Origin of the sequence: Haloferula rosea (genome assembly GCF_016595525.1) — a bacterium.
In the GTDB taxonomy this organism is placed as follows: domain Bacteria; phylum Verrucomicrobiota; class Verrucomicrobiia; order Verrucomicrobiales; family Akkermansiaceae; genus Haloferula; species Haloferula rosea.
Genome location: NZ_JAENII010000012.1, coordinates 72,575 through 94,120 on the forward strand (window position 1 = coordinate 72,575; position 21,546 = coordinate 94,120).

At 62.7% G+C, this 21,546-nt stretch carries 19 protein-coding genes and 1 tRNA gene; 7 read left to right on the top strand and 13 right to left on the bottom strand.

Going from position 1 to position 21,546, the window contains the following annotated elements; genetic code table 11:
- The first annotated feature begins 21 nt into the window (after window positions 1–21).
- From JIN81_RS14670 to JIN81_RS14680, 3 genes are all read left to right on the top strand, one after another.
- Window positions 22–1,329 carry a hypothetical protein gene (locus tag JIN81_RS14670; protein ID WP_200281366.1) on the top strand — a complete coding sequence of 436 codons (1,308 nt, stop codon included), beginning with the start codon at window positions 22–24 and terminating at the stop codon, window positions 1,327–1,329.
- 89 nt (window positions 1,330–1,418) lie between these two features.
- Window positions 1,419–1,856 (top strand): NfeD family protein, encoded by a 438-nt coding sequence (locus JIN81_RS14675; RefSeq protein ID WP_200281369.1) that lies wholly within the window; start codon window positions 1,419–1,421, stop codon window positions 1,854–1,856.
- A 23-nt stretch (window positions 1,857–1,879) separates the two neighbouring features.
- On the top strand, window positions 1,880–2,896 hold the full coding sequence (locus tag JIN81_RS14680) for an SPFH domain-containing protein (protein WP_200281372.1): 1,017 nt from the start codon (window positions 1,880–1,882) through the stop codon (window positions 2,894–2,896).
- A 75-nt stretch (window positions 2,897–2,971) separates the two neighbouring features.
- Here the strand turns inward: JIN81_RS14680 and JIN81_RS14685 are convergent, their stop codons facing one another.
- Window positions 2,972–3,880 carry an AraC family transcriptional regulator gene (locus JIN81_RS14685; RefSeq protein ID WP_200281375.1) on the bottom strand — a complete coding sequence of 303 codons (909 nt, stop codon included), beginning with the start codon at window positions 3,878–3,880 and terminating at the stop codon, window positions 2,972–2,974.
- A gap of 181 nt (window positions 3,881–4,061) precedes the next feature.
- Here JIN81_RS14685 and JIN81_RS14690 point away from each other — a divergent pair, with 181 nt between their 5' ends.
- Both JIN81_RS14690 and fucP read left to right on the top strand, forming a co-directional pair.
- Complete coding sequence (locus JIN81_RS14690; protein WP_200281378.1) at window positions 4,062–5,843, top strand: L-fucose isomerase; 1,782 nt, start codon at window positions 4,062–4,064, stop codon at window positions 5,841–5,843.
- A 50-nt stretch (window positions 5,844–5,893) separates the two neighbouring features.
- On the top strand, window positions 5,894–7,204 hold the full coding sequence (fucP, locus tag JIN81_RS14695) for an L-fucose:H+ symporter permease (RefSeq protein WP_200281380.1): 1,311 nt from the start codon (window positions 5,894–5,896) through the stop codon (window positions 7,202–7,204).
- Window positions 7,205–7,279: 75 nt separating this feature from the next.
- Here the strand turns inward: fucP and rsgA are convergent, their stop codons facing one another.
- Genes rsgA through JIN81_RS14715 form a run of 4 tightly spaced genes read right to left on the bottom strand, consistent with a single transcriptional unit; the run spans window position 7,280 to window position 11,619 of the window.
- A complete protein-coding gene (gene rsgA, locus JIN81_RS14700) occupies window positions 7,280–8,398 on the bottom strand; it encodes a ribosome small subunit-dependent GTPase A (RefSeq protein WP_200281381.1) in 1,119 nt (372 codons plus the stop codon).
- Window positions 8,395–9,354: an endonuclease/exonuclease/phosphatase family protein gene (locus JIN81_RS14705; protein WP_200281382.1), complete on the bottom strand. Its 960-nt coding sequence runs from the start codon at window positions 9,352–9,354 to the stop codon at window positions 8,395–8,397. Before JIN81_RS14705 ends, rsgA begins: the two co-directional genes overlap by 4 nt.
- Window positions 9,351–10,415, bottom strand: a complete 1,065-nt coding sequence (locus tag JIN81_RS14710; protein ID WP_200281383.1) for a peptidylprolyl isomerase — start codon at window positions 10,413–10,415, stop codon at window positions 9,351–9,353. The genes JIN81_RS14705 and JIN81_RS14710 overlap by 4 nt, the downstream gene beginning before the upstream one ends.
- 43 nt (window positions 10,416–10,458) lie before the next feature.
- Window positions 10,459–11,619: a L,D-transpeptidase gene (locus tag JIN81_RS14715; protein WP_234044984.1), complete on the bottom strand. Its 1,161-nt coding sequence runs from the start codon at window positions 11,617–11,619 to the stop codon at window positions 10,459–10,461.
- Between the two features lie 119 nt (window positions 11,620–11,738).
- Here JIN81_RS14715 and JIN81_RS14720 point away from each other — a divergent pair, with 119 nt between their 5' ends.
- Window positions 11,739–12,704, top strand: a complete 966-nt coding sequence (locus JIN81_RS14720) for a ThuA domain-containing protein (protein WP_200281385.1) — start codon at window positions 11,739–11,741, stop codon at window positions 12,702–12,704.
- A gap of 161 nt (window positions 12,705–12,865) precedes the next feature.
- Here the strand turns inward: JIN81_RS14720 and JIN81_RS14725 are convergent.
- Window positions 12,866–12,940: transfer RNA gene (locus JIN81_RS14725), tRNA-Gly, on the bottom strand.
- 158 nt (window positions 12,941–13,098) lie between these two features.
- On the opposite strand from JIN81_RS14725, the gene trpC reads away from it, so the two are divergent.
- Window positions 13,099–13,905: an indole-3-glycerol phosphate synthase TrpC gene (gene trpC / locus JIN81_RS14730; protein WP_200281386.1), complete on the top strand. Its 807-nt coding sequence runs from the start codon at window positions 13,099–13,101 to the stop codon at window positions 13,903–13,905.
- A gap of 13 nt (window positions 13,906–13,918) precedes the next feature.
- On the opposite strand, the gene JIN81_RS14735 is transcribed toward trpC, so the two are convergent.
- The 7 genes from JIN81_RS14735 to JIN81_RS14765 form a co-directional block, all read right to left on the bottom strand.
- Entirely contained in the window at window positions 13,919–15,313 is a 1,395-nt protein-coding gene (locus JIN81_RS14735) for a tetratricopeptide repeat protein (protein ID WP_200281388.1), read from the bottom strand.
- Window positions 15,314–15,419: 106 nt separating this feature from the next.
- The gene (locus JIN81_RS14740; RefSeq protein WP_200281390.1) at window positions 15,420–16,121 is read right to left on the bottom strand and encodes an energy transducer TonB; all 702 of its coding nucleotides are present in this window, start codon (window positions 16,119–16,121) and stop codon (window positions 15,420–15,422) included.
- Window positions 16,118–16,522 carry an ExbD/TolR family protein gene (locus JIN81_RS14745; protein WP_200281392.1) on the bottom strand — a complete coding sequence of 135 codons (405 nt, stop codon included), beginning with the start codon at window positions 16,520–16,522 and terminating at the stop codon, window positions 16,118–16,120. The genes JIN81_RS14740 and JIN81_RS14745 overlap by 4 nt, the downstream gene beginning before the upstream one ends.
- A complete protein-coding gene (locus JIN81_RS14750; protein ID WP_200281394.1) occupies window positions 16,519–17,076 on the bottom strand; it encodes a MotA/TolQ/ExbB proton channel family protein in 558 nt (185 codons plus the stop codon). The genes JIN81_RS14745 and JIN81_RS14750 overlap by 4 nt, the downstream gene beginning before the upstream one ends.
- Window positions 17,073–18,431 (bottom strand): MotA/TolQ/ExbB proton channel family protein, encoded by a 1,359-nt coding sequence (locus JIN81_RS19515; protein ID WP_200281396.1) that lies wholly within the window; start codon window positions 18,429–18,431, stop codon window positions 17,073–17,075. Before JIN81_RS19515 ends, JIN81_RS14750 begins: the two co-directional genes overlap by 4 nt.
- Entirely contained in the window at window positions 18,428–19,183 is a 756-nt protein-coding gene (locus JIN81_RS14760; RefSeq protein WP_200281399.1) for a DUF3450 family protein, read from the bottom strand. The genes JIN81_RS19515 and JIN81_RS14760 overlap by 4 nt, the downstream gene beginning before the upstream one ends.
- Window positions 19,184–19,284: 101 nt before the next feature.
- Complete coding sequence (locus tag JIN81_RS14765; RefSeq protein WP_200281402.1) at window positions 19,285–21,531, bottom strand: TonB-dependent receptor family protein; 2,247 nt, start codon at window positions 21,529–21,531, stop codon at window positions 19,285–19,287.
- Between the last annotated feature and the right edge of the window lie 15 nt (window positions 21,532–21,546).

Consider the following 21,546-nt stretch of genomic DNA (forward strand, 5'->3'; position numbering starts at 1 on the left):
GACTGGGGGACACTGCCCCTCATGAAACCCGCGAACTTTTTTTATGTCCCTGCCGTCGCCGCGGCCTTCTCCCTGACTTCCTGTCAGGAAGACCTCCAGCCGGAGATCGATCGGCTGAACGCCGAACTGACCGACCTCCAGGCCGAACTCGAGGACGAGCGCGCCCGGCGATCCCACGAAGAGAAAGAGGCCGATAAACTCCACGACGAGTTAGCCGACATGAAGTCGGAACTCAGCCAGGCCCAAAGGGACGCCAAAGACTTCGAGCGCCAGTTGGCGATCTATCAGGAACGTGAGGAAGCCGCACGAGCCGCCGAAGAAGCCAAGCCGGACGCCAGGGAACTCCTCGCCGCCGCCAAGGAGGAAGCGCAGCAGCACGCCAAGGCGAAGGTCACCATCGAAGGCGACGCCAACTCAGGCTCCGGCATCGTCGTGGCCACGGATGACAAGCACTGGATCTACCTCTCCCCCGCCACCCTGAGCGGCAACTCAAGGCTCGAGATCACCCAGGCCAGCGGCACTCCGCTGAAGAAGTTCGGCGCCTTCGAGATCATGGAAGGCGGAGCCGTCGCCCGACTCGAGATCACCGAAGAACCTGACCACGCCGTCCCGCTTGCCACCCCCTCGGAACTCTCGTCCTCGACCCGGCTGCTCGCCTTCGACGACGCCGGCACCCTCCTCGAAGGCCGTGCCTACAATGTGGAAGACGCATCCATGCGGGTCGATTCCCGCATCGGTGCCCTCCCTGTCGGCACGCCGGTATTCCTTGCCGACAGTGGCGACCTGATCGGCATTCTGAGTGCCGAAGCAGCCGCCCAGGCGACGCTCTGGCCATCCACCTATGGCAGCACCCGCCGGCAAACCCACCAATGCCTCCGCCTTGACCCGAAGACCACGTGGAGTTCCCTCGCGATCGGCGGTTTCCTGGAGGAAGCCAAGGTGCTTGACGAAACCAACCAGCTGACCCGGCTGCTCGCCACCTTTGCCATCGTTCGACCGACTTCCGGCGGCATCAACTTCGAGACCACCGCCGGAGGTGGCATGTCGGTGAAGGAGGTCTTCGCCGCCCACAAGGACGAGTCTGCCGTGCGCTCCATGATGGATCTGGACCAGTGGCTGAAGGACAAGGGCGACCGAGCCGCCCCACAGGACCTGAACCGACGGGTCAAAAGCGTTTACAGCGAAATCCAGCGCCTCTCGGCCCGCCAGACCAAGGAATTCGCCGAGCACAGCTTCTCGGCCTACCACGCCCCGGCCGCCAAGCTCGCGGCCGAATGGCGCAAGAAGGCGGACGAAGACATCGCCAAGACCGTGAACTCCATGGACTAACAATCGTCCAGCCATCCAAGTCCGGGCCGACTTTGTAATCGCGCAAATCGGGGCTCTCCGTTGGAATAGCGACGAACCCCAATTACACCATGCTCGACCCCGCTATCCTCTGGTTTGTTGCAGGAATCATTCTGATCCTGTTGGAATTCGGTGCACCGGGCGTGGTGCTCTGCTTCTTCGGAGCCGGTGCCATCGTCACCTCGATCACGACCGGCCTCGGTCTGACGGACACGATCGCCAGCCAGTCCCTCGTGTTCACCCTGTCCTCGGTCGGCCTGCTGATCGGTCTGCGACGCTGGGTGAAATCCTGGTTCGTCGGTGACTCGAACAGCGCCAGCGATGACGTGGAGGATGAATTCACCGGTCGCGAAGCCAGGGCGATGTCGGATTTCGCCAAGGGTGCCGGACTGGTCGAGCTGAAGGGTGCGCGCTGGAATGCCCGCTCGGAGGCCGACATCAAAAGCGGAGACACCGTGATCGTTAACCGACGTGAGGACCTCACCCTCTACGTCGAACCTCGTAGTTGATTTTCCATCCCCAACACATGCACATGAACCCCATCCACCTACTCGCACTCGAGATGCCTCCATTGATCCTCGGCGAAATCGTCGGTCCCATCATCGGAGTCTGTCTCGCCGCCGTGGCGGTCGTCATCTTCTTCAAGACGATCCGCATCGTCCCCCAACGCCAGGCCTTCGTGGTCGAGCGTCTCGGGAAATACCAGAAGACCCTGGAAGCCGGATTCCACGTCCTCGTTCCCATCGTCGACCGCGTCGCCTACAAGCACACGCTGAAGGAGAATGCCATCGACGTGCCATCGCAGGCCTGCATCACCAAGGACAACATCGCCATCGAAGTCGACGGCGTCCTCTACATGCAGGTGCTTGATGCAAAGCGTGCCTCCTACGGCATCGAGAACTACTACTTTGCCGCCACCCAGCTCGCCCAGACGACGCTCCGTTCGGAGATCGGCAAGATCGAGCTCGACCGCACCTTCGAGGAACGGGACACCATCAATGCCTCGGTGATCGAAGCCCTCGACAAGGCATCCGAGCCATGGGGCCTGAAGATCACCCGCTACGAGATCGCCAACATCACTCCGCCGAAGTCGGTGCAGGACGCACTCGAGAAGCAGATGCGCGCCGAGCGGGAACGCCGTGCCCAGATCGCCCTCTCGGAAGGTCAGCGTGAAGCGCAGATCAACGTCGCCGAAGGTCAGAAGCAGGAGGTCATCAAGCAGTCCGAGGCCCAGAAGATCTCCCAGATCAACGAGGCGGAAGGTAAGGCCAGGGAGATCGAACTCCTTGCCAACGCCACCGCGGAGGGAATCCACCGCATCGCCGAGGCGATCGAAGCACCGGGCGGCCAGAATGCCGTGAACCTGCGCGTCGCCGAGCAGTACGTGAAGGAATTCGGCAACCTCGCCAAGGCCGGCAACACGCTGATCGTGCCGCAGAACCTTTCCGACATCGGAGGCACGGTCGCCTCCCTCGCCAAGATCCTGAAAGGCACCGCCGGGGAGGAAACCAGGGGTTCCGGCCCGACCACCCCTCCCCCTCTCGCCTGATCCATTTCGTCCCCCCGGACCCTCAAAGGGCAGGAACCGCAAGGTCCTGCCCTTTCCGCTGTCCGGAGCTTACCCTCAGACCGAACCCAGGGAGCCATCCTTCCGCCCGCCACGGAACTGGGAGGGCGGAACCCGGTGGACGGACTTGAACACCCTGGAAAAGTGGAATGGATCGCGGAAACCCAGCTCTTCGGAAACCGCCTTCACCGAAAGATCCCCTTCGATCAACCGGCGGGCCGCATGCTCCATGCGCAGGCGCGTCAGGTGCTGATAGGGCGTCTCTTCCTGGAAGCGCGAGAACAGGCGGCACAGGTAGGCCGCGTCCAGATCACAACGGGTGGCAATCCCGTCCAATGTGGTGATTTCCAGATGACCCGACTCGATCACCTCGCGCACCCGACGATAGGTCTGGAAGGCGCGCGTGTCAGCCAGCCCGACATCCAATGAGTCCTCCCGGGCCATCAGCAGGATCTGCCGCGCCAGCGCCAGGCAGAGTTCCTGCCCGAGTTCACTGCGCTTCGATCCCCGCAGGATCAGATCATCGAATGCCCGGGCCATCGCCGCCGGATTCGTGCTCTCGGTGATGCTGCCCGGGCCGAGCTCCAGGCGCTTGGCCAGCTCACTCATCCGATCCCCTCCAAGCACCACGAAATACTTCTTCAGTGGGTCCGCGGCATTCGTCGTGATGGTGTGCTCGACCCCCGGACCATAGACGAAGACCGACCCCGGTCTCAGTTCCACCCGCTGGCCGACCATCTCCACCGTCCCTCTCCCGCTCGCCACGAACTCCACCGTAAGCCAGGGGAACTCACGGTGATCGATCCGGAAGTCCGGTCGACACACTTCATAGCCGCCGCCCACCACCACCTCGGGCAGAGAGCGATCCGGCGACAGGTCGAACCAGAACAATCGCGAAGACGCGACCTGACGGGACACAAATTGGGGGGCAGCGGGGTCCACCACCTGGGCATCGGTACTCTTCATCGGAAATCGGGGATGCCCGGATCGACATCAGGTCGACGAGGCAGAAATCACCATACTTTTTTCAATGAATACGCAAAAATTAGGCATCTACAAGCACCAAAAAGTCAAAATAATCCATACCCAATGATTTGATTACTGACAAAGACGGCCAAAGCGCGGACAAACAAACGATTTTGAACCCATGAAGACCAGCGCATTTCCCACTATCGGTATCCGCCCCACCATCGACGGCCGTCTCGGCGGCGTTCGTGAGTCCCTTGAAGAACGGACCATGCGTCAGGCGGAACTCGTCGCCGACCTCCTCTCATCCGAACTCCGCTACCCGGACGGCAGCCCCGTCCAGTGCGTGATCGCCGATACCTGCATCGGCGGCGTGGCGGAAGCCGCCGCCTGCGCGGACAAGTTCGCCACGCATCGCGTGGGCGTCTCGCTCACCGTCACCCCCTGCTGGTGCTACGGCTCCGAGACCATGGACATGGACCCACTCACGCCGAAAGCCGTGTGGGGATTCAATGGCACCGAACGCCCCGGCGCGGTTTACCTCGCCGCCGTCCTTGCCGGCCACACCCAGAAGGGCATCCCCGCCTTCGGCATCTACGGTCGTGACGTGCAGGCTGCCGACGACACCGAGATCCCCGCCGATGTGCGCGAGAAGCTCCTCAACTTCGCCCGCTGCGGCCTCGCCGTCGCCCTCATGCGCGGCCAGTCCTACCTCTCCATGGGTGGCACTTCCATGGGCATCGCCGGCTCCGTCGTCGATCAGCGGTTCTGGGAAAAGTGGCTGGGCATGCGCGTCGAAGCCATCGACATGACCGAATTCGTCGGCCGCCTGCAGAAGGGCTGGTTCGACAGCGAGGAATACGAAAAGGCCCTCGCCTGGGTGAAGGCCAACTGCCCGGAAGGAAAGGACTACAACTCCCCTGAAACCACCCGTTCCCGCGAGACACTCGACGCCGAATGGGAAACCAGCGTCAAGATGGCGCTCATCGCCCGCGACCTCATGGTCGGCAATCCCAAGCTCGCCGAGATGGGACTTGGCGAACAGGCACAGGGCCACAACGCCATCGCCGCCGGCTTCCAGGGCCAACGCCAGTGGACCGACCACTTCCCGAATGGTGACTTCATGGAAGCCATCCTCAGCACCTCCTTCGACTGGAATGGCAAGCGCGCCCCCTACATCGTCGCCACCGAGAACGACGCGCTCAACGGTGCCGGCATGCTCTTCGGCCACCTGCTTTCGCACACCGCCCAGATCTTCGCCGACCTCCGCACCTACTGGTCGACCGAGGCGATCGAAAGCGCCAGCGGCAAGAAGATCGACCACCCACTCGTCGGCGACGGCATCCTTCACCTGATCAATTCCGGCCCTGCCGCCCTCGACGGCACCGGCGAGCAGGAGATCGACGGCAAGCCCGCCATGAAACCCTTCTGGGACATCACCGACGAGGAAGTCGAAAAGTGCCTCAAGGCCACCAGCTGGCACCCATCGATCACCGAATACTTCCCCGGCGGTGGCTGGAGCACCCGCTATAAGACCCGCGGCGGCATGCCCGCCACCATGATCCGCCTGAACCTCGTCGACGGACTCGGCCCCGCCCTGCAGATCGCCGAAGGACACACCATCGACCTGCCCGAGGACGTGCACGATGCGCTCGACCAGCGCACCAACCCGACCTGGCCGACCACCTGGTTCGCGCCCATCCTCACCGGCGAAGGAGTCTTCAAGAGTGCCTACGAAGTCATGAACAAGTGGGGTGCCAACCACTGCGTGATGAGCCACGGCCACATCGGCCACCTCTACCTCACCCTGGCCTCCATGCTTCGCATCCCGGTCTACATGCACAACGTGAGTGAAGAACGCATCTTCCGTCCTTCGGCCTGGAATGCCTTCGGCACCGCCGACCTCGAAGGCGCCGACTTCCGCGCCTGCACGAACTACGGCCCCATCTACGGCAAGCCCTGAATGCTCGTCAGCCACGGTAAACCCTGCTAGCCAATCACAACCCAGAGCCCATGACCGCCGATACCAAACCCGTTCCAACCGTCCCGAGAAGCTTCCTCTTCGGCTTCATCCTTGTCACCACGCTGTTTGCCCTTTGGGGCTTCGCCAATGACATCACCAACCCGATGGTTGCGGCCTTCAAGAACGTGCTGTTGCTCACCAATACCCAGAGCTCACTCGTCCAGTCGGCCTTCTACGGAGGCTACTGCCTGATGGCCATTCCCGCAGCCATCTTCATCAAGCGCTTCGACTACAAGATCTCCATCCTTGTCGGGCTCGCCCTCTACGTCACCGGGTGCTTCATGTTCATTCCCGCCGGGGCCACCCAGCAGTTCGTGCCCTTCCTGTTCGCCTATCTGATCATGACGAGTGGCCTCTCGTTCCTCGAAACGAGCGCCAACCCGTACATCCTCTCGATGGGCCCTCCGGAAACCGCCACCCGGCGGCTGAACCTCGCCCAGGCCTTCAACCCCATGGGGTCGATCACCGGGATGTTCGTTGCCAAGGAATTCATCCTCAAGAGACTCAACGAGACGCCCGAAGACGAGCGTCGTGAGCTGCTGGAGACGAATCCCGAATCCTTCAACGAGATCGCCCAAAGCGACCTCGACGTCATCATCACCCCCTACCTCATCCTGGGTGTCGTGGTGTCCGTCGTGCTCGTCATCTTCGCCATCGCCAAGCTGCCTCAGACCGGAACCAAGGGACGCCAGCCACTCGACATCAGCGGAACCTTCGGACGCCTGTTCAAGAATCCCCTCTGGGTCACCGGAGTGATCGCGCAGGCCTTCTATGTCGGTGCTCAGATCATGTGCTGGACCTTCATCATCCAGTATGCCGGAGCCACCATGGGCATGAGCAAGGCGGACGCGCAGGGATACAACATCATCGCGATGATCATCTTCGTCTCGAGCCGTTTCATCTGCACCTTCATGCTCAAGTACGTCAGCCCCGGTCACCTGCTTCTCGGTTTGGCAATCGGCGGTGGCACGCTCGTCCTCGGTGCGATCTTCCTGCCCGGCATGACCGGACTCTGGTCGCTGGTCGGCGTCTCAGCCTGCATGTCGCTGATGTTCCCGACCATTTACGGCATCGCCTTGGATGGCCTCGGTGACGACGCCAAGCTCGGCTCCGCTGGCCTGATCGTTGCCATCGGTGGTGGCTGCCTGATGCCCCCACTCCAAGCGATGATCATCGACCAGGAGACGGTGATGGGACTTTCCGGAGCCCGCGCCTCGTTCTTCCTGCCATTCATCTGCTTCGTGGCCATCGCCCTTTACGGACTGTTTGCCACCCGCATCAAGGGTCACTCGGCCCTGTGAGGGTGAGGTCGGTTGACACCGACCCGACGAAGGAATCTCAAGGAGCGTGCGAGCCCGGTCGCACGCTCTTTTTGTTTACCGCCATTCGCCTCGCCGCTCGCGCTCGAGCTCGATCCGATCCTCGAGGTTGCGGGCCTTCACCTTGCGGTTGCGCTTGGCCCAGCGCTCGGTCGCCATCTGGCGTTTCTTCGCCCGCTGGGTGAGTTTTTCCACCTCCTCATCGAGCCGCAGGAAACTCTCGAGCCGCTCGATCTCGAGCTCGCCCGACTCCACCGCGGCGCGGATCGCACAGCCCTTGTCGGAGCCGTGCTTGCAGTCGTGGAACTTGCACTGGGTCGTCAATGCCTCCACATCGGCAAAACTCTCGCGCAGCGTCTGCTCGTCGGTCCACATCTGGATCTCCCGCATCCCCGGGTTGTCGATCAGCATCCCCCCGCCCGGCAGGATCACCAGCTCACGCGCCGTCGTCGTGTGCCTGCCCTTGCCGGTCACTTCGTTCACCTCGCTGGTCCACTGCCATTCCTCGCCCATCAACTGATTGACCAGGGTGGATTTCCCGACGCCGCTCGAACCTACGACACACATCGTAATTCCCGGCTTCAGGTGGCTCTTCAGGATTTCCAGGCCGCTGCCTTCGAGCGCGCTGACCACGTGGATCTCCGCTTCGGGCCACAGCACCTGCAACTCGGCTTTCGCCGCCTCGCAATGGTCCTCCGGAAATGCGTCGGCCTTGTTGATCAGAACCAGCGGGTCGGCCCCGCTGCGGCGGATCAGCGTGAAATAGCGCTCCATGCGCCGGGGATTGTGGTCGGATCCCGGATCGGTCACGACCGTCACCACATCCACATTCGCCCCGATCACCTGCTCTTCACTGCTGTTGCCCGGCAGCTTGCGGGAGAAGCACGACATCCGGCCCAACCGCGCACGGATCACCGGGCTGTCGCCCTCTTCGCCCATCTCGATGGCCACCCAGTCGCCGACCGCCGGCAGATCGGCATCGCATGCCGCATCGTGCCAGACCTTGCCGGAAAGGATCACATCCACTTCATCGATGCCGCCGTCCTCCTCCACGACCAGGGCACCATAATTGATGGTTGTTTCGCGGACCAGCCGGGCCGCCAGCCGTCCCTGTTTGGCATGCGGAGCGAACTCCCTTTCCAAATCTTCATTCCATCCAAGGTCGGCAGCGGTCATTCAGTCAGGAGTGTAGCGGTATTCTCCCCGTCTGTCGATGCAGGCCAGGACACCCTCGCCCACACCGGAAAGTGGTCGGACGGCTGGGTCCGCTGCGTCGGCGCCCGGAAAATGCCGGCATCCAGAGCCACCGCCCCCTGCGAGACCAGAATGTGGTCGACCTTCGCCCAACCGGTCCGATCCGCCGACCAGAAATGCAGCGTCCGCCGATCCCTGCGGTCCGGATTCCGATCGTCGAAGGGGTCGCTGAAATTCCCACTCCAGCCGTCCACCGTCCGCCCGGACAGCTTCACCTGCGTGCCGCGGAAATACGCCACCGCCGGGTTGTTCTCCACCGCATTGAAGTCACCCAGCAGCACCACCGGATCCTCGCCGTGGGTCCGCGCATCGATCCTCTCGGCGATCAGCACGGCCGCCCGTTCCCGCGAACCCTGATGACGGTGATCGAAGTGCGTGTTGTAGACGTAGAAACCCCGGCCACTGGAGCGGTCGACCAGGCGCACCCAACTCGTGCAGCGCACCACCGAATTCCCCCACGTCCGCGAGCCCGGCTGCTCCGGGTAGTCCGACAACCAGAAGGTCCCCGACTCGCTTTCCTCGAAGCGGTCCCGCTTCCAGAAGATCCCCGCATACTCACCGGCACGTTTCCCATCGTCCCGACCGACTCCGTAGAAGCGATAGTCGGGCAGCGAGGCCCATAGGTCCGCGACCTGACCATGCAGCGCCTCCTGCACGCCGAGGACGTCCGGATCGATCTCACGGACGGTCGCAAGCACCCGGTCGAGGCGGTTCGGCCACGACTTCCACCCGCGGTCCTGATCGCCCTCGTAGCGGATGTTGAAACTGCACAGCTGAAGCTCCAGCGCACCGTCCAGACTGACCGGCACCGCTCGCGGTGGCTCTTCCTTCCGGCAGCCACCGGCCACCAGCAGCATGATCAGGATCCAAGCCCTCATTCGTCCGTGATCATTTCCGGAAAGACCTGAATGCTGATCTTCTGCTGCGCCCTGAGCGACTTGCGATAAGCCTCCACCATGTCGATGCGCTTCGCCGTTTCCAAAGCCAGCATGACCTCATCCTTCGCATCCTCGAACGAGCGCTTCTCCGCAGGCCGTTTCTCGAGCACCTCGACCAGATGCCAGCCGATCTTGGTGCGCAACAGTTCGGCCTTCCCCACCTTCATCTGAAACACCGGCTCACCGAAATCCGCGGGCAGGCGGTCCAGCGTCATCCAACCCAATTCGCCGCCCTTCGACTTCGTCTTCGGATCCTCGCTGATCGATGCCGCCAACCCGGCGAACTTCTTCGTCCCCGCGCGCAGCTCACCCAGCGCCGCCGTTAGAGTCGCCTTCGCCTTGTCCGACTCACGGTTCAGGGTCGAGAGAAACACATGGCGGACGCGGACGCGCTCCGGGATCTCGAATTTGTCGGCCCGCTCCTCGAACCACTCGCGGGCATCCTCTTCCTTCACCTCGATCTCATCCCCGATCTGGGACTCAATGAACTTCACCTGCTGGATGCGCGCGCCCAGACGCAGGCGCAGCTCCCTCTCGCTGTCGATGCCCTCCGCCGCCAGCTCCTGCTTCATTTCCTCCCTGCTGGAGAACCTTGAAGCCAGATTGCGGATGGCCTCATTCACCTCCTCCTCACTCACCGGGGCATGCTCGGTATTGTGCTGCACCTTCACCCGCAGGAGATGGTGGTCGATCAACTCATTGAGCACCGCCATCCGCAGTTCGCGGCGTTCCTCCGGCTCCAGTTCCTCCATCGTCCTCCCTTCCAGCCACAGGCGCTCCTTCGCCGCCCGCTCGACCTGCGAGCGCAGGATGGGGTGGCCGAACACCCGCGCCACCACGCCCTGGCTCTTGGCGTAGGCGATCGCCTCCGGACTATCCGGGCGATCCGTCTGGATCCGCCGGTTCAGCGGACCATTGAACAGGAAAAGATCACCCGCCACGTACAGCAGCACGACCGAGTAGATCGCCAGGCGAACGGTGAATTTTTTCGAAGGAGTCATGCAAGCGACGGAACGGACCGTGAAACAACTACGCCGTCACCCGCTAGCGAATTTCGACCGAAGCTCCCGGCCGGATGAAGTCAGGCAAACGGGTCGCATCCCAGTTGGCCATCCGGATGCACCCCGCGCTGCGGGAACGTCCGATCGTCTCCGGGTCCGAGGTCCCGTGAACCCCGATGCCCGACACGCTCAGACCCATCCAGATCACACCCACCGGGCTGTTCGGGCCCGGTGGGATGTTGAGCGCGTTGTTGCTGCGCTTGCCGGTATCCAGCAGCGATTGATCGTAGCGCCACACCGGCAGCTGCACCGCATTCTTCATCTCCCACAGCCCGTATTTGATGAACTGTGGCTTGCCCGGCGTGATCGGGAAGCTCGCGACCAGCGCGCGGTTCGCCTGCACCTGCACCGGTCCCTCGGGGTCCGCCACGATCAGGGCCGTCGGCGTCGATTCGTAGATGCGCGCCTGATTGACCTTGGTGTCGATCACCATGTGACGGCTCGCCAGCAGCTCGACCGGGTCGTAGCGGCTGCCATTCAGGTTCTCGATCAGAAACGGCTTCACATTGGGCACGATCAGCGAGCCGCTCGGCTGCAAGCCATAGACCTGCTTTTGGCTGTTGAGCTCGATCAGGAAATCGACATCCGTGTGGTAGCGCTCCGACATGAACTCCCCATAGCTCCGGTAGCTCATCCGCTTCTCCTTCGCCTGCGCGGCCTTCTTGTAGGAAAGCTTGGTATTCACCCACTTCGTCGCCACCTCGGGCACGATCGCCAGCGCGAAGGGATTCGGCACCGCCTTGCGGGCCGCCGCCATCACCGCGCTCAGATCGTTCGACGGGTGACCGTGCACTTCATTCCACGCATTCACCGCCAGGATCGTGAAGCGACCCGGCTTGCCATCGATCACCCCCGGGCCGAAATGCGCCTGATCGAGAAAAATCTGCAACCTCACGGCATCCTCGCCCTTCGGCAGCGCGCCGATTTCCGGAGTGTCCGAGGCAGGATTCGGCTTCACCTCCGGAAGCGTGACCTCACCCGGTGGCAGCGGCTTCGCTTCCGCCGCCCGCGGCGACGGATCGATCAGCACGGCATCGTTCTCCGGCGTGATGTCGGATGGATCGACCGGCAAGGCACGAGGTGCCTCGGCAAAGGCCGACGAAACAAAAATAATCATGGCCCACAGGCCCAATTGGTGAATCATTGGTAGAGGAATCTTGCGGAACACGCGGACCATGCCACGACATGGCTCGCCTGTCATGCGGGTTTCCCGCGACCGATGAAAAGAATGCGCAAACACGCTGCGTAGACCTCCGACCTGCTATGAAACTCAGATACCTCCTCGCCCTCGTCCCTTTTCTCACCCCACTTCAGGCCGAAGACCCATGGCTCGTCTTCGAAGGGAAGGAAGGCCCCGGAAAAGGCAAAAATGTAGTCCTCATCAGCGGTGATGAAGAATACCGCTCGGAAGAAACCATGCCCATGCTCGGCAAGATCCTTTCCGAGCGCCACGGCTTCACCTGCACCGTGCTCTTCGCCATCAACAAGAAGACCGGCGAAATCGACCCCAACGAGCAAACGAACATCCCCGGCATGTCGTCGGTCGCCGACGCCGACTTCGTCATCCTCGGACTGCGTTTCCGCGAACTTCCGGATGCCGATACCAAGTTCCTTTACGACTACGTCGAGGCCGGCAAGCCGCTCCTCGGTCTGCGCACCTCCACCCACGCCTTCAAGTACGGACGCCTCAAGGACAGCCCCTACGCCAAGTGGTCCTTCAACTCGAAGGAATACAGCGGTGGCTTCGGACGCCAGATTCTCGGTGAAACCTGGATCAACCACCACGGCAAGCACGGTGGTGAAAGCACCCGGGGCGTCATCGACGAAACCCACAAGTCCCACCCGCTCCTTCGTGGGGTGGAAGATGTCTGGGGCGACACCGACGTGTATGGCATCAAGAAGCTTCCGGACGATGCCAAGGTGCTCATCCATGGCCAAGTGCTTGCCGGCATGACGCCCGACGCCAAACCGGTCGAAGGCGCCAAGAACGATCCCATGATGCCCGTCGCGTGGGTGCGTGAGGACAAGAAGGTCATCTGCACCACGATGGGCTCCGCCACCGACTTCGTCGCCCCCGGCCTGCGCCGCTTCGTCATCAACTCCGCCTACTGGGCCACCGGCCTTGAGATCCCCGAGGAGCTGAACGTCGACTTCGTCGGCGAGTTCAAGCCAACCCCGTTCGGCTTCAACAAATTCATCAAGGGCAAGAAGCCCGCCGACTACCGCTGAGCTCCACCACGGAGCCAGCCTCCCGGATTCCACCTTTCCGAAGCCTCCGTCCCACCCCGGGATGGAGGCTTCTTGCGTTGCGCGGTCCGGTCCCCTTCCCCCCCACCGGATCCCATGCCCGGAAAAAAGACAAGGGCCGTTGGTTTCCCAACGGCCCTTGATGGAGCGGGTGATCAGATTCGAACTGACGACATCAACCTTGGCAAGGTTGCGCTCTACCCCTGAGCTACACCCGCGTTGCGCGAACGCGTGCGCGGTTTCTACACGTCCGACGGGGGCGATCAAGAGATTTTTTGAAGTTGTTGGGATTTTTGTAGTCATCACCCATCCGGCCCGCCTCTGGGTGGATTCCGCATTCGACAATCGATTTTCATCCATCGACATTCCCCCCGCCATGTCTGACAAGCTCGCTGAAATCATCGCCACCAAACACAAGGAAGTGGAGGCCCTCCTCCCCCGCGCCGGGCACCTCCGCTCCGCCGCCTTGCAACGGAACGAGTTTCGCGGATTCCGCGCCGCCCTGGACCGCGGACCGGACAAGCTCGGAGTGATCGCCGAGATCAAGAAGGCCTCACCGTCCGCCGGCATCATCGACCCGAATTTCGACCCACTCCGCCAGGCCAAGCGCTACTTCGAGGGCGGTGCCTCCTGCCTGTCCATCCTCACCGACGAGCCCTACTTCCAAGGATCCCTCAGCTACCTGACCAAGATCTCCGAGTTCGCGGAAGCCCCGCTGCTGAGGAAGGATTTCATGGTCCACCCGCTCCAGATCCACGAAGCCGTGGTGGCCGGAGCCGATGCCATCCTGCTGATCGTCGCGGCCCTCGACGACGACACCCTCCGGCGTCTCTATCAGGAAGCCAAGGACTTCCAGCTCGACGTGCTCGTCGAAGTCCACGACCTGCCGGAAATGGAACGCGCCCTCGACCTCGAGGCCGACCTGATCGGCATCAACAACCGTAACCTGAAAACCTTCACCACCGACCTCACCACGACCGCACGACTGGCGGAGGAGGTCCCGGATGAAGTACTACTGGTATCCGAGTCGGGCCTGAAGACGCTCGACGATGCCCAGCAGGTGCTTGATGCCGGTGCCAATGCCGTCCTGATCGGCGAGTCACTCATGCGCGCGGACAACCCGAGCGAGGCCATCCTCGACTACCTCGACCTCACCGCCCGTCCCGACGAGCTCGAAGTCTGAGCGACGTGCCAACCTACTCGGAGGCCTCGACCAATCGGGCAAGGCCCTCCCGGTAGGCCTGCAACTCTCCTCCCGGGCGGAGCACCAGCGCTTCATCGACCGCCTTCAAGGCCGGCTCGTAGCGCCGTTGATCAACCCGCACACGCGCCAGCTCGATCCACGCATCCGCCGCGGTCTCCGAAACCGCCGTCGCCCGTTCGAACAACAGGCTGGCTCCTGCCAGGTCGCCCGAGGTCATCTGATGGCGACCCAGCGCCAGCAGTGACTGCCCGTCGACCGGATCTTCATCGATCAGCACCTTCAGGGCCGCAGCTCCACGGTCCGGATCGCGGCCGGACTCGATGTCGAGGCGAGCCTGCGCCCGGCGCAGGCCGGCCGATGGTTTCCCCTCCTCCGGAGTGGCATGCCCGATGAGCAGATCCGCCAAGTCCCAGACTTCCCCCCTCATCGCCGATGCCAGCGTCGACAGCACCCGTCCCTCACCCGGCTTCGCCTCTCCTTCGAAGGCCTCATTCACCAACTGAGACGCCACCTCGGCACGTCCGCCACGGAGATGAAGGTCCGCAAGAAGCAGCAGACCGTCGGAATCGAGACGTCCGAGACGCCGCGGCAATTCGAGGCTTTTTACCGCATCCTCGTTGCGCTCCAACTCCATCAACATCGAAGCCTGCAGCAACGCGTAGGATGCTTCATCAGGGCGCTGACGGATGACCTCATCGAGCAAGGCCACCGCTTCGACCTGCGCATCCAGATTCTGAAGACACTGGGCCACACCGGCCTTCCACTGCACCGATTCCGGCTGGCTCAACTGCGCCATCCGGTAGGCCTGCAGGGCACTGGCCCACTCACCCCGCTGCAATCGGCAATACCCCACCAAGCCGTACGTCGTCCCATCCGAATCACCGAGCCGCATCGCCTCGAGCAGATGCTCCAAGGCCTCCTCGAGCTCGCCCTTGCGGACCAGCACCAGGCCGAGGTTCCGATGCGCCCGCCGGAACGACGGGTAGCCCTCGATCGCCTCCTCGAATGACTTCTCGGCGTCATCCAAAAGCCCCTCCTCGAACTGGAGGTTCCCGAGATTGAACTTCAGCGCGGGTGACTTGGCCGTCAGGGAGCTGTCCTTGACCTTCTTCAAGGCCGACTCCCGTTTGCCATCCTCCATCAACTCCTGCACCTCCACAAGAAGCCCCCGGACTTCACTCGACACCACCGGCTCGATCCTCGCCTCGATCCGGTAGCTTCCGTTGAAGGACTTCACGAACGAAGGGTCCTTCCAGAAGGTGGTGGAGAGCGGCAAGGCTTCCGAACCGAACAGGCAGAAGCACCCGACAGCCCACAAGGAGCAGCCAATCCCCAAGGTTCTCGCAGCGGCACGAGATGGAATGACGGTGATAGGGTTAGTCCTCATGTTTCAGGTTCGGCTTCGCGGTTTTGATTCTGGAAATGAGAATCGCGATCAATTCATCGGTCTCTTTCAAAAGGGGTAACAGGCGGTCTGATGATGGTTGGGCACTCTACTTTCGCAAGGTGATCGGCCACTTCATGATCGCCTTCACCCGCTGACCACGGCGGGTGGGGGCGGTGAAACTGGACGAAGACGCGATCCTCCGCGCCGGGGCCACCAACTCCGAATGACTTGCCGAAATCACACGCCGCACCGAGACGCGTCCCCTTTCGCTGAGTTCCACCTCGAACACCACGGTCCCCTGGCCCACCCCACGACGGGCGAGCGATGAGGGGAACTGTGCGGAGCCATGGCGGATCAGCCGTGGCTTGCCGTCGAGCTCACCGATGGAGTAGTGTGACTTCGCGACCGGAGCCGGAGGCGCCTTCGGTCTCGATTGGGCCGTCGGCTTCGGACGCGGTGCGGGAGGAGCCTTGCGGACCACCGGTTGCGGCAGCGGGGCGGGTTCGACATCAGTGAAGAACGAATCCACCGGCATCTTCAAGTCGAGCGGCACATCCGCCTTCGGCACCGCCACCCGGGTGGGATCCGGAACCTGCGAAATCTGGGTCAGCGACGGTGGCGGTGGTGGAGCCTCCGGTGGGGGTTCCTCGGGCGGCGGCGGTGGAGGCTCCGGCAGCGTCGTGATGTCGATCTCACGAATGTCGAGATCCACCGTCTTTTGTGCCGGGACCAGCAGACGCGTCAGGCCCAGCAGGGCGAGCAGCGCGCCCGCCATCAGAATCCCGACGATGGTTCCGGAAAACCTCATTTTTCCGTCGCCAGTGACACCGAGGTCGCCCCGGCTAGTTTTGAGGCATCGATCACCGCCACCGTGTCCTCGGTATCCGCACTGGCATCCGCACGGATCACCACCGGGATCTCCGCATCTTCCTCCAGCATCGCCGAGACCACGGCACGCACTCCATCCATCCCGATCTCGCGGCCGCCATGCCACACGCGACCTTCATCGGTCACGGCGATCAGGATCGCCTGCTTCTGCAGGTCCTCCGAACTCGCGGCACGCGGCTTCGATACCTGGACCCCCGTTTCCTTCACGAACACCGTCGTCACGATGAAAAAGATGAGCAGCAGGAAGACCACGTCGATCAGCGGCGAAATGTCCACCGTGCTGACATTGTCCGAGGTCGTGCTGTGTCGAAAGCGTCTCATGCCTCTCCTCCACGGGTTGCCAGTTGATCATGCAGCTGGCGTTGAAGTTCCAGATGACTCGACTCGGATTGCCGCTTCAGCAGCGCAAGCAGGAATGCCGCCGGCACCGCGATCACCAACCCGGCCTGCGTCGTCACCAGCGCCTTCGAAATGCCGGCGGAAATCGTATCGATCGGTTCGCCACCCGCGCTGCCCGCCAGGCCATCGAAGCTCACCAACATCCCGGCCACCGTCCCGAGCAACCCGAGCAGCGGAGCCGCAGCGATCAGAACCGTCAGGAAAGGCAGGCGTCGTTCCACCCACGCCATCTCATCGAGTTCGAACGAGGCGAACTTGCGCTCCAACTCGCGGCGCCCGGCATGCCCGGCATGCCACGGCAACTCGCTCCGGACTTCGCGTGCCTTCGACCACTCACCGGACCTGACACGGCGCCACGTTTTCAGCCCACGCCACCAGACGCCGAAGACGAGGGCGTAGATCATGACCGCAAGCACCAGCAGCGCCAGCAAGGTCACCCCGCCTTCCTCCAAGGTCAGTAGAATCGCATTCTTCATTTCTGGCGCAGCGTATTGACGAATGACAAACCGAGGCGCTCCGTCGTCTGGACGATGCCCTGGCTACGGCGCGAAAGGAAGGCGTGCAGCACGAGCGCGGGAATCGCCACCACCAATCCGAACAGCGTGGTCACCAGAGCCTCCGAAATGCCGCCTGCCAATGGTTTCGGATCGCCCGAACCGAACAGGGTGATCAGGTTGAAGGTGCGAATCATGCCCGACACCGTGCCGAGCAGACCCAGCAACGGTGCAGTCGCCGCCGTGACCGCGATCACCGGCAACAGCGAGCTGGCCTTCTGCTGCACCCCCATCAACTGCTCGTAGAGCGTCTCTTCCACGACGTCCGCCGTACTCGATGAGATCGACACCAGCTTGGCCATCACCTGACCCGCCGGATGGCTGAAACCTTCGGCCAGTTGGGCCGCCTTGTCACGATCACCGGACCTCAGGGCCGCCGTGATTGCCGTGACCCATGCCTCACCGGGTTCCCGGTAACGCGCAAAGCCGATCAACTTCCACAAGCCGAACACGAGACTGAGCAGCGCCAGCCCCAAGATCGGCCAAACCCACAGCCCACCCTTGCGGACCAGGTCGATCGCACCACCGTCGATCTCCTCCAACGCCCGCGCTTTGCCGCCGGTCACATCCAGAGGAAGGAATACGGTCGCACCCGACTTCAGATCATGGACTTCGGAGTCTGCTCCCACCACCCGTGGCAAGCGCCCCGCTCCCTGCCCCACGGCTCCGCCCGCCAACCCTCCGCTGTCGGCCTTGAACCACATTGCGGGACCCGCCGCAGCAAATTCACCTTTCACCACACTCCCATCAGGGGCCACCGCTTCTCCCGGCGCCATCGAGCCACCAAGCAGTGATTCCAGCCGGTCCATCGACGCATCGAGCACCACCAGACGGGCCTTCAGGGCCTGTGCCTCATCATCCGCCTCGGTGGCGATCACCTGCGGATCCACCTGCAGCTCCGGCGTGCCCGGCCCGGCCAGCGTTTGAACCTTGAGCGCGTGATCCTTCAGCAGACTCGCGAGATATCCCGCATCCTGCTTCCGCACCAGCCTCTCCCGTTCGATCGCCCGCAAGGCGGCCTCACGGTCTTCCTTCCCCATCCGGGCGATCCGGACGAGTCGGCGTTTTTCACGAAGCTCCAAAGCGACCTCCTCAAACTTTGAGGAAAGCTCCGGCTTCTCCGCAGCAATCGCTTCACGGGCTTCCTTCAGCCCGGTCAGCGATGACTCGAGATCCTTCTTCGCCTGCTCAAGGGCATCGGACACCGACACCTCCGCCGCCCCGGCACCGAGGGAGAACCCCAGACCCATCAGGGAAATCAGGATGGAGCGGATCACTTGGCACCTCCTTCCGGAAGGATCTGCACGGGAAGCTCGACCACTTCAGGCGGCCGCTTCCGGTCCAGTTGGTCGAAAACGTTGCGCAGTTCCTCGGACAGCTCGGGCTGCGCCTTCCACTCCCAACCATCCGGCCCGGGGATCCCCACGCCGGCATTTCCACTACGATCCGCATAGTAGGCAGCGGCGAGACCCAGATAGATCACCTCGACCTCCCGACCATCTCGGACCTCCTCACTGCGGGTGAAGCGCCGGTTGAAGGTCTCAGCCTTCGCGATGATGCCGAGAATGGCCTGGAGCCCGTCGCGCGCCTCGCTGTCGGCCTCCCACGCATCCAGCACCGCGCGCTCGTTCTCCGTGTCGTCGAGCAAGGGATCCGGCAGACGTCCGGCGAGCGCCAGCATCCTCGGCCGGGCTGCGGCCACCGCTTCCTTCACCACCCGGCGCGTTTCCTTCAACGCCTCCAGATCCGCCTCGGCCTCGCCCTTGCGCTCGTCGAAGTCACCGGCCGATGTGCCTGCCTTTTCCAACTCCTCGGTGAGCAGGGAGAGCTCACGTTTCTGGATCTCCAGCAAAGCGGACATCTCCTCCTTGCGCGCTTCCCAGTCGGCCACTTCCTTCGAGCGGAGTGCCTGGGTATCCACGATCTTGCCGATCGTCGCTCGCAGTTCGACGACGGCGGCATCAGGTGCCTCTTCCTGCGCACACAGCGCGGAAAGGCAGGAGAAACAAAGGATGGCAGGGATTCGCATGCGGAGAATGAACTAAGCTGGAGTCTCGACCCGGACAACGCAAGAGCCGGGGCGGCTTTCGCCACCCCGACCCCGAACAATGCGCTGGTGAATCGGCTTGATCAGAAACGGGCCTCCGCACCGACGAACCAGGTCCGTCCGATGTTCGTCCGCGGACCTTCAGGGATCCGGGTCACGATGCCACGCTCGTCGAAGATGTTGTTGAGACCACCGACGAGACGCCAGTTGTCGTTGATGTCATAGTAACCGGACAGGTCCACGGTCAGCAGGGCATCGATCTTGCCTTGGCGGGCCGTCGTCGAAGGTGCCGCCAGATTCGCCGCGGTGCCGTAGGTGTGGCTGGTGAAGTAAGCATCGAGATTCACGCCCCAACACTCGGCTGCATAGCCGATCCCGCTGGCGAGCTTCCACTCGGGCACATATGGGATGTCGGCTCCGGGTTGGCCACCTGCGTAGATGTTGTCGGCGCCACCGGCGGTGAGAGCCTGCTTGAGCTCGGCACTCGTCCAGGTCGCGCTGAAATACATCGGCAACTGGAAACCCCAACCCCGGCTGACCGACGGGTCGTAGGACACCAGACCTTCGACACCCCAGACCTCGGCTTCGCCCGCATTGGCATTGATGCCATTGCCCAATCCGGCATCCACACCGATCAGGTTGTCGAAGTCGGTGAGGAAACCCGCGGTATCCACGACCAGACCTTCGTTGCGATAGCGCCATCCGAGTTCGTATCCCATGCTCTCTTCCTCCTGGACTCCTCCGTTGATGTAGGAGTTCGGTCCCGGAAGCGAGTAGCCGCGATAGGCACCACCGTAAGTACTATGGCACTCGTTCCACTGGTAGTTGAAGCCGAGTCCTCCACCCCAGACACCGAGGTCGTCCGATGAACGCAGACCCGTGCCGTTGTAATCGGTTGTGTCGTATTCCACGCGCTCGTAACGGATGCCGGGACGCAGCGTCAACTGGCCGATCTCGATGGTGTCCTCGAGGTAGAAGGACGCGGCGGTTGCTTCTTCAAGACGGTTGGCTTCCTCACCGGGTGTGCCGGAACGGTAGAGGCTGAAGTTCGATCCACCGTTCGCGTTGTAGACGTCGACCCACTGCTCGCGGAACACCCGGTCGTAGTGGAGGCGGAAACCACCCACCAACTCGTGCGATGCTCCACCGGTTTCGAAGTTCCAGGTCGCCTGGTTCTGCCAGCCGTAGGCGTTGTAGTAACGGGCGTTGGCCTTCACTCCGATCGATCCGGTGGCGTTGCCTTGCAGGACATTGGTCAGCCCCGGATTGAGCAGCGCCGAGTTCAGGCTACTGCGACCAACAACCCGACCGCGGCCATCGATCCCGGGGTTCTGCACCGCCGAGACGTGATCGAGCTTGTACCAGTTCCGCTCGAAATTGTTCCAATACAGGGTCGACTGGAGCTTGAAGGTGTCGCTCGGCTCCACGATGTAGCGGAAGTAGGAGCGATGCTGCTTCGTGTCCATGTTGTCGAAGACGGTCGCGGCATAGCGCGTGTCCGGATTCGCACGCGCATCCAACTCGGTCAGACCCAGGTATCCCTCGTCGGATTCGAAGTCGGTCATGCCATACTTGAACTCAAAGCGCTGCTTCACATCGCCGTCGATCTCCCAGAATGCCTTCAGCATCGGCTCGTAGAGACTGAAGCCACTGCTGTCGGTGATCGGACCCAGGAAGTCCCGGAAGCCGTCGCTTCGCTGACCGTGGAACTCCAGCAGGTAACCCCAACGACCATTCTCGGTTTCGAAGGTGTCCCCATACCACGTATGGTTGAAGAAGGTGTTGTCGCTGCCCCCGGTCGTCCGCGAATAGAAGTTCGGCCCACCGTCACCGGGAACCGGCGTCGAAAGGAAATTCAGCGCTCCGCCGGTGGTCTGCGGACCGTAGCGCACCTGACTCGACCCCTTGAGCACCTCGACCGCCGACATGCGGCCGGACTTCGGGAAATAGTAGGCCGCAGGGGCCGAATAGGGCGCCGGGGCCGTCAGAATCCCGTCTTCCATCACCGTCACCTTCGACGTCCGGGTGCCATCCGCCCCACGCATCGAAATGTTCGGGAAGTTCCCGTAGCCATCCTCCTGACGCACATACACCCCGGGAACCGGGGCCAGCACCTTGGCGATATCGGTGTATCCGCGCTTCGTGAACTCCTCGGAGTCAATGTAGGCCGCCGCACCCGCCAGCTCCCATGCCGCTTCCGTGCTGCCCACCACCGTCAGACCCTCGAGACTGTCCAGCCCTTCCAAGACATCCTGGGCGCCTGCCGCACCCGCCATTGCCAACATCGCAGCACAGGCTGCCAGATCCATTCGTCGATTCCGTGTGTTCATGTGTCGAAAGTCAGT

Excerpts from the sequence above, each read along its gene's own strand:
- JIN81_RS14670 (WP_200281366.1), top strand. The coding sequence starts at position 22 with ATGAAACCCGCGAACTTTTTTTATGTCCCTGCCGTCGCCGCGGCCTTC.
- JIN81_RS14675 (WP_200281369.1), top strand. The coding sequence starts at position 1,419 with ATGCTCGACCCCGCTATCCTCTGGTTTGTTGCAGGAATCATTCTGATC.
- JIN81_RS14680 (WP_200281372.1), top strand. The coding sequence starts at position 1,880 with ATGAACCCCATCCACCTACTCGCACTCGAGATGCCTCCATTGATCCTC.
- JIN81_RS14685 (WP_200281375.1), bottom strand. The coding sequence starts at position 3,880 with ATGAAGAGTACCGATGCCCAGGTGGTGGACCCCGCTGCCCCCCAATTT.
- JIN81_RS14690 (WP_200281378.1), top strand. The coding sequence starts at position 4,062 with ATGAAGACCAGCGCATTTCCCACTATCGGTATCCGCCCCACCATCGAC.
- fucP (WP_200281380.1), top strand. The coding sequence starts at position 5,894 with ATGACCGCCGATACCAAACCCGTTCCAACCGTCCCGAGAAGCTTCCTC.
- rsgA (WP_200281381.1), bottom strand. The coding sequence starts at position 8,398 with ATGACCGCTGCCGACCTTGGATGGAATGAAGATTTGGAAAGGGAGTTC.
- JIN81_RS14705 (WP_200281382.1), bottom strand. The coding sequence starts at position 9,354 with ATGAGGGCTTGGATCCTGATCATGCTGCTGGTGGCCGGTGGCTGCCGG.
- JIN81_RS14710 (WP_200281383.1), bottom strand. The coding sequence starts at position 10,415 with ATGACTCCTTCGAAAAAATTCACCGTTCGCCTGGCGATCTACTCGGTC.
- JIN81_RS14715 (WP_234044984.1), bottom strand. The coding sequence starts at position 11,619 with ATGATTCACCAATTGGGCCTGTGGGCCATGATTATTTTTGTTTCGTCG.
- JIN81_RS14720 (WP_200281385.1), top strand. The coding sequence starts at position 11,739 with ATGAAACTCAGATACCTCCTCGCCCTCGTCCCTTTTCTCACCCCACTT.
- trpC (WP_200281386.1), top strand. The coding sequence starts at position 13,099 with ATGTCTGACAAGCTCGCTGAAATCATCGCCACCAAACACAAGGAAGTG.
- JIN81_RS14735 (WP_200281388.1), bottom strand. The coding sequence starts at position 15,313 with ATGAGGACTAACCCTATCACCGTCATTCCATCTCGTGCCGCTGCGAGA.
- JIN81_RS14740 (WP_200281390.1), bottom strand. The coding sequence starts at position 16,121 with ATGAGGTTTTCCGGAACCATCGTCGGGATTCTGATGGCGGGCGCGCTG.
- JIN81_RS14745 (WP_200281392.1), bottom strand. The coding sequence starts at position 16,522 with ATGAGACGCTTTCGACACAGCACGACCTCGGACAATGTCAGCACGGTG.
- JIN81_RS14750 (WP_200281394.1), bottom strand. The coding sequence starts at position 17,076 with ATGAAGAATGCGATTCTACTGACCTTGGAGGAAGGCGGGGTGACCTTG.
- JIN81_RS14760 (WP_200281399.1), bottom strand. The coding sequence starts at position 19,183 with ATGCGAATCCCTGCCATCCTTTGTTTCTCCTGCCTTTCCGCGCTGTGT.
- JIN81_RS14765 (WP_200281402.1), bottom strand. The coding sequence starts at position 21,531 with ATGAACACACGGAATCGACGAATGGATCTGGCAGCCTGTGCTGCGATG.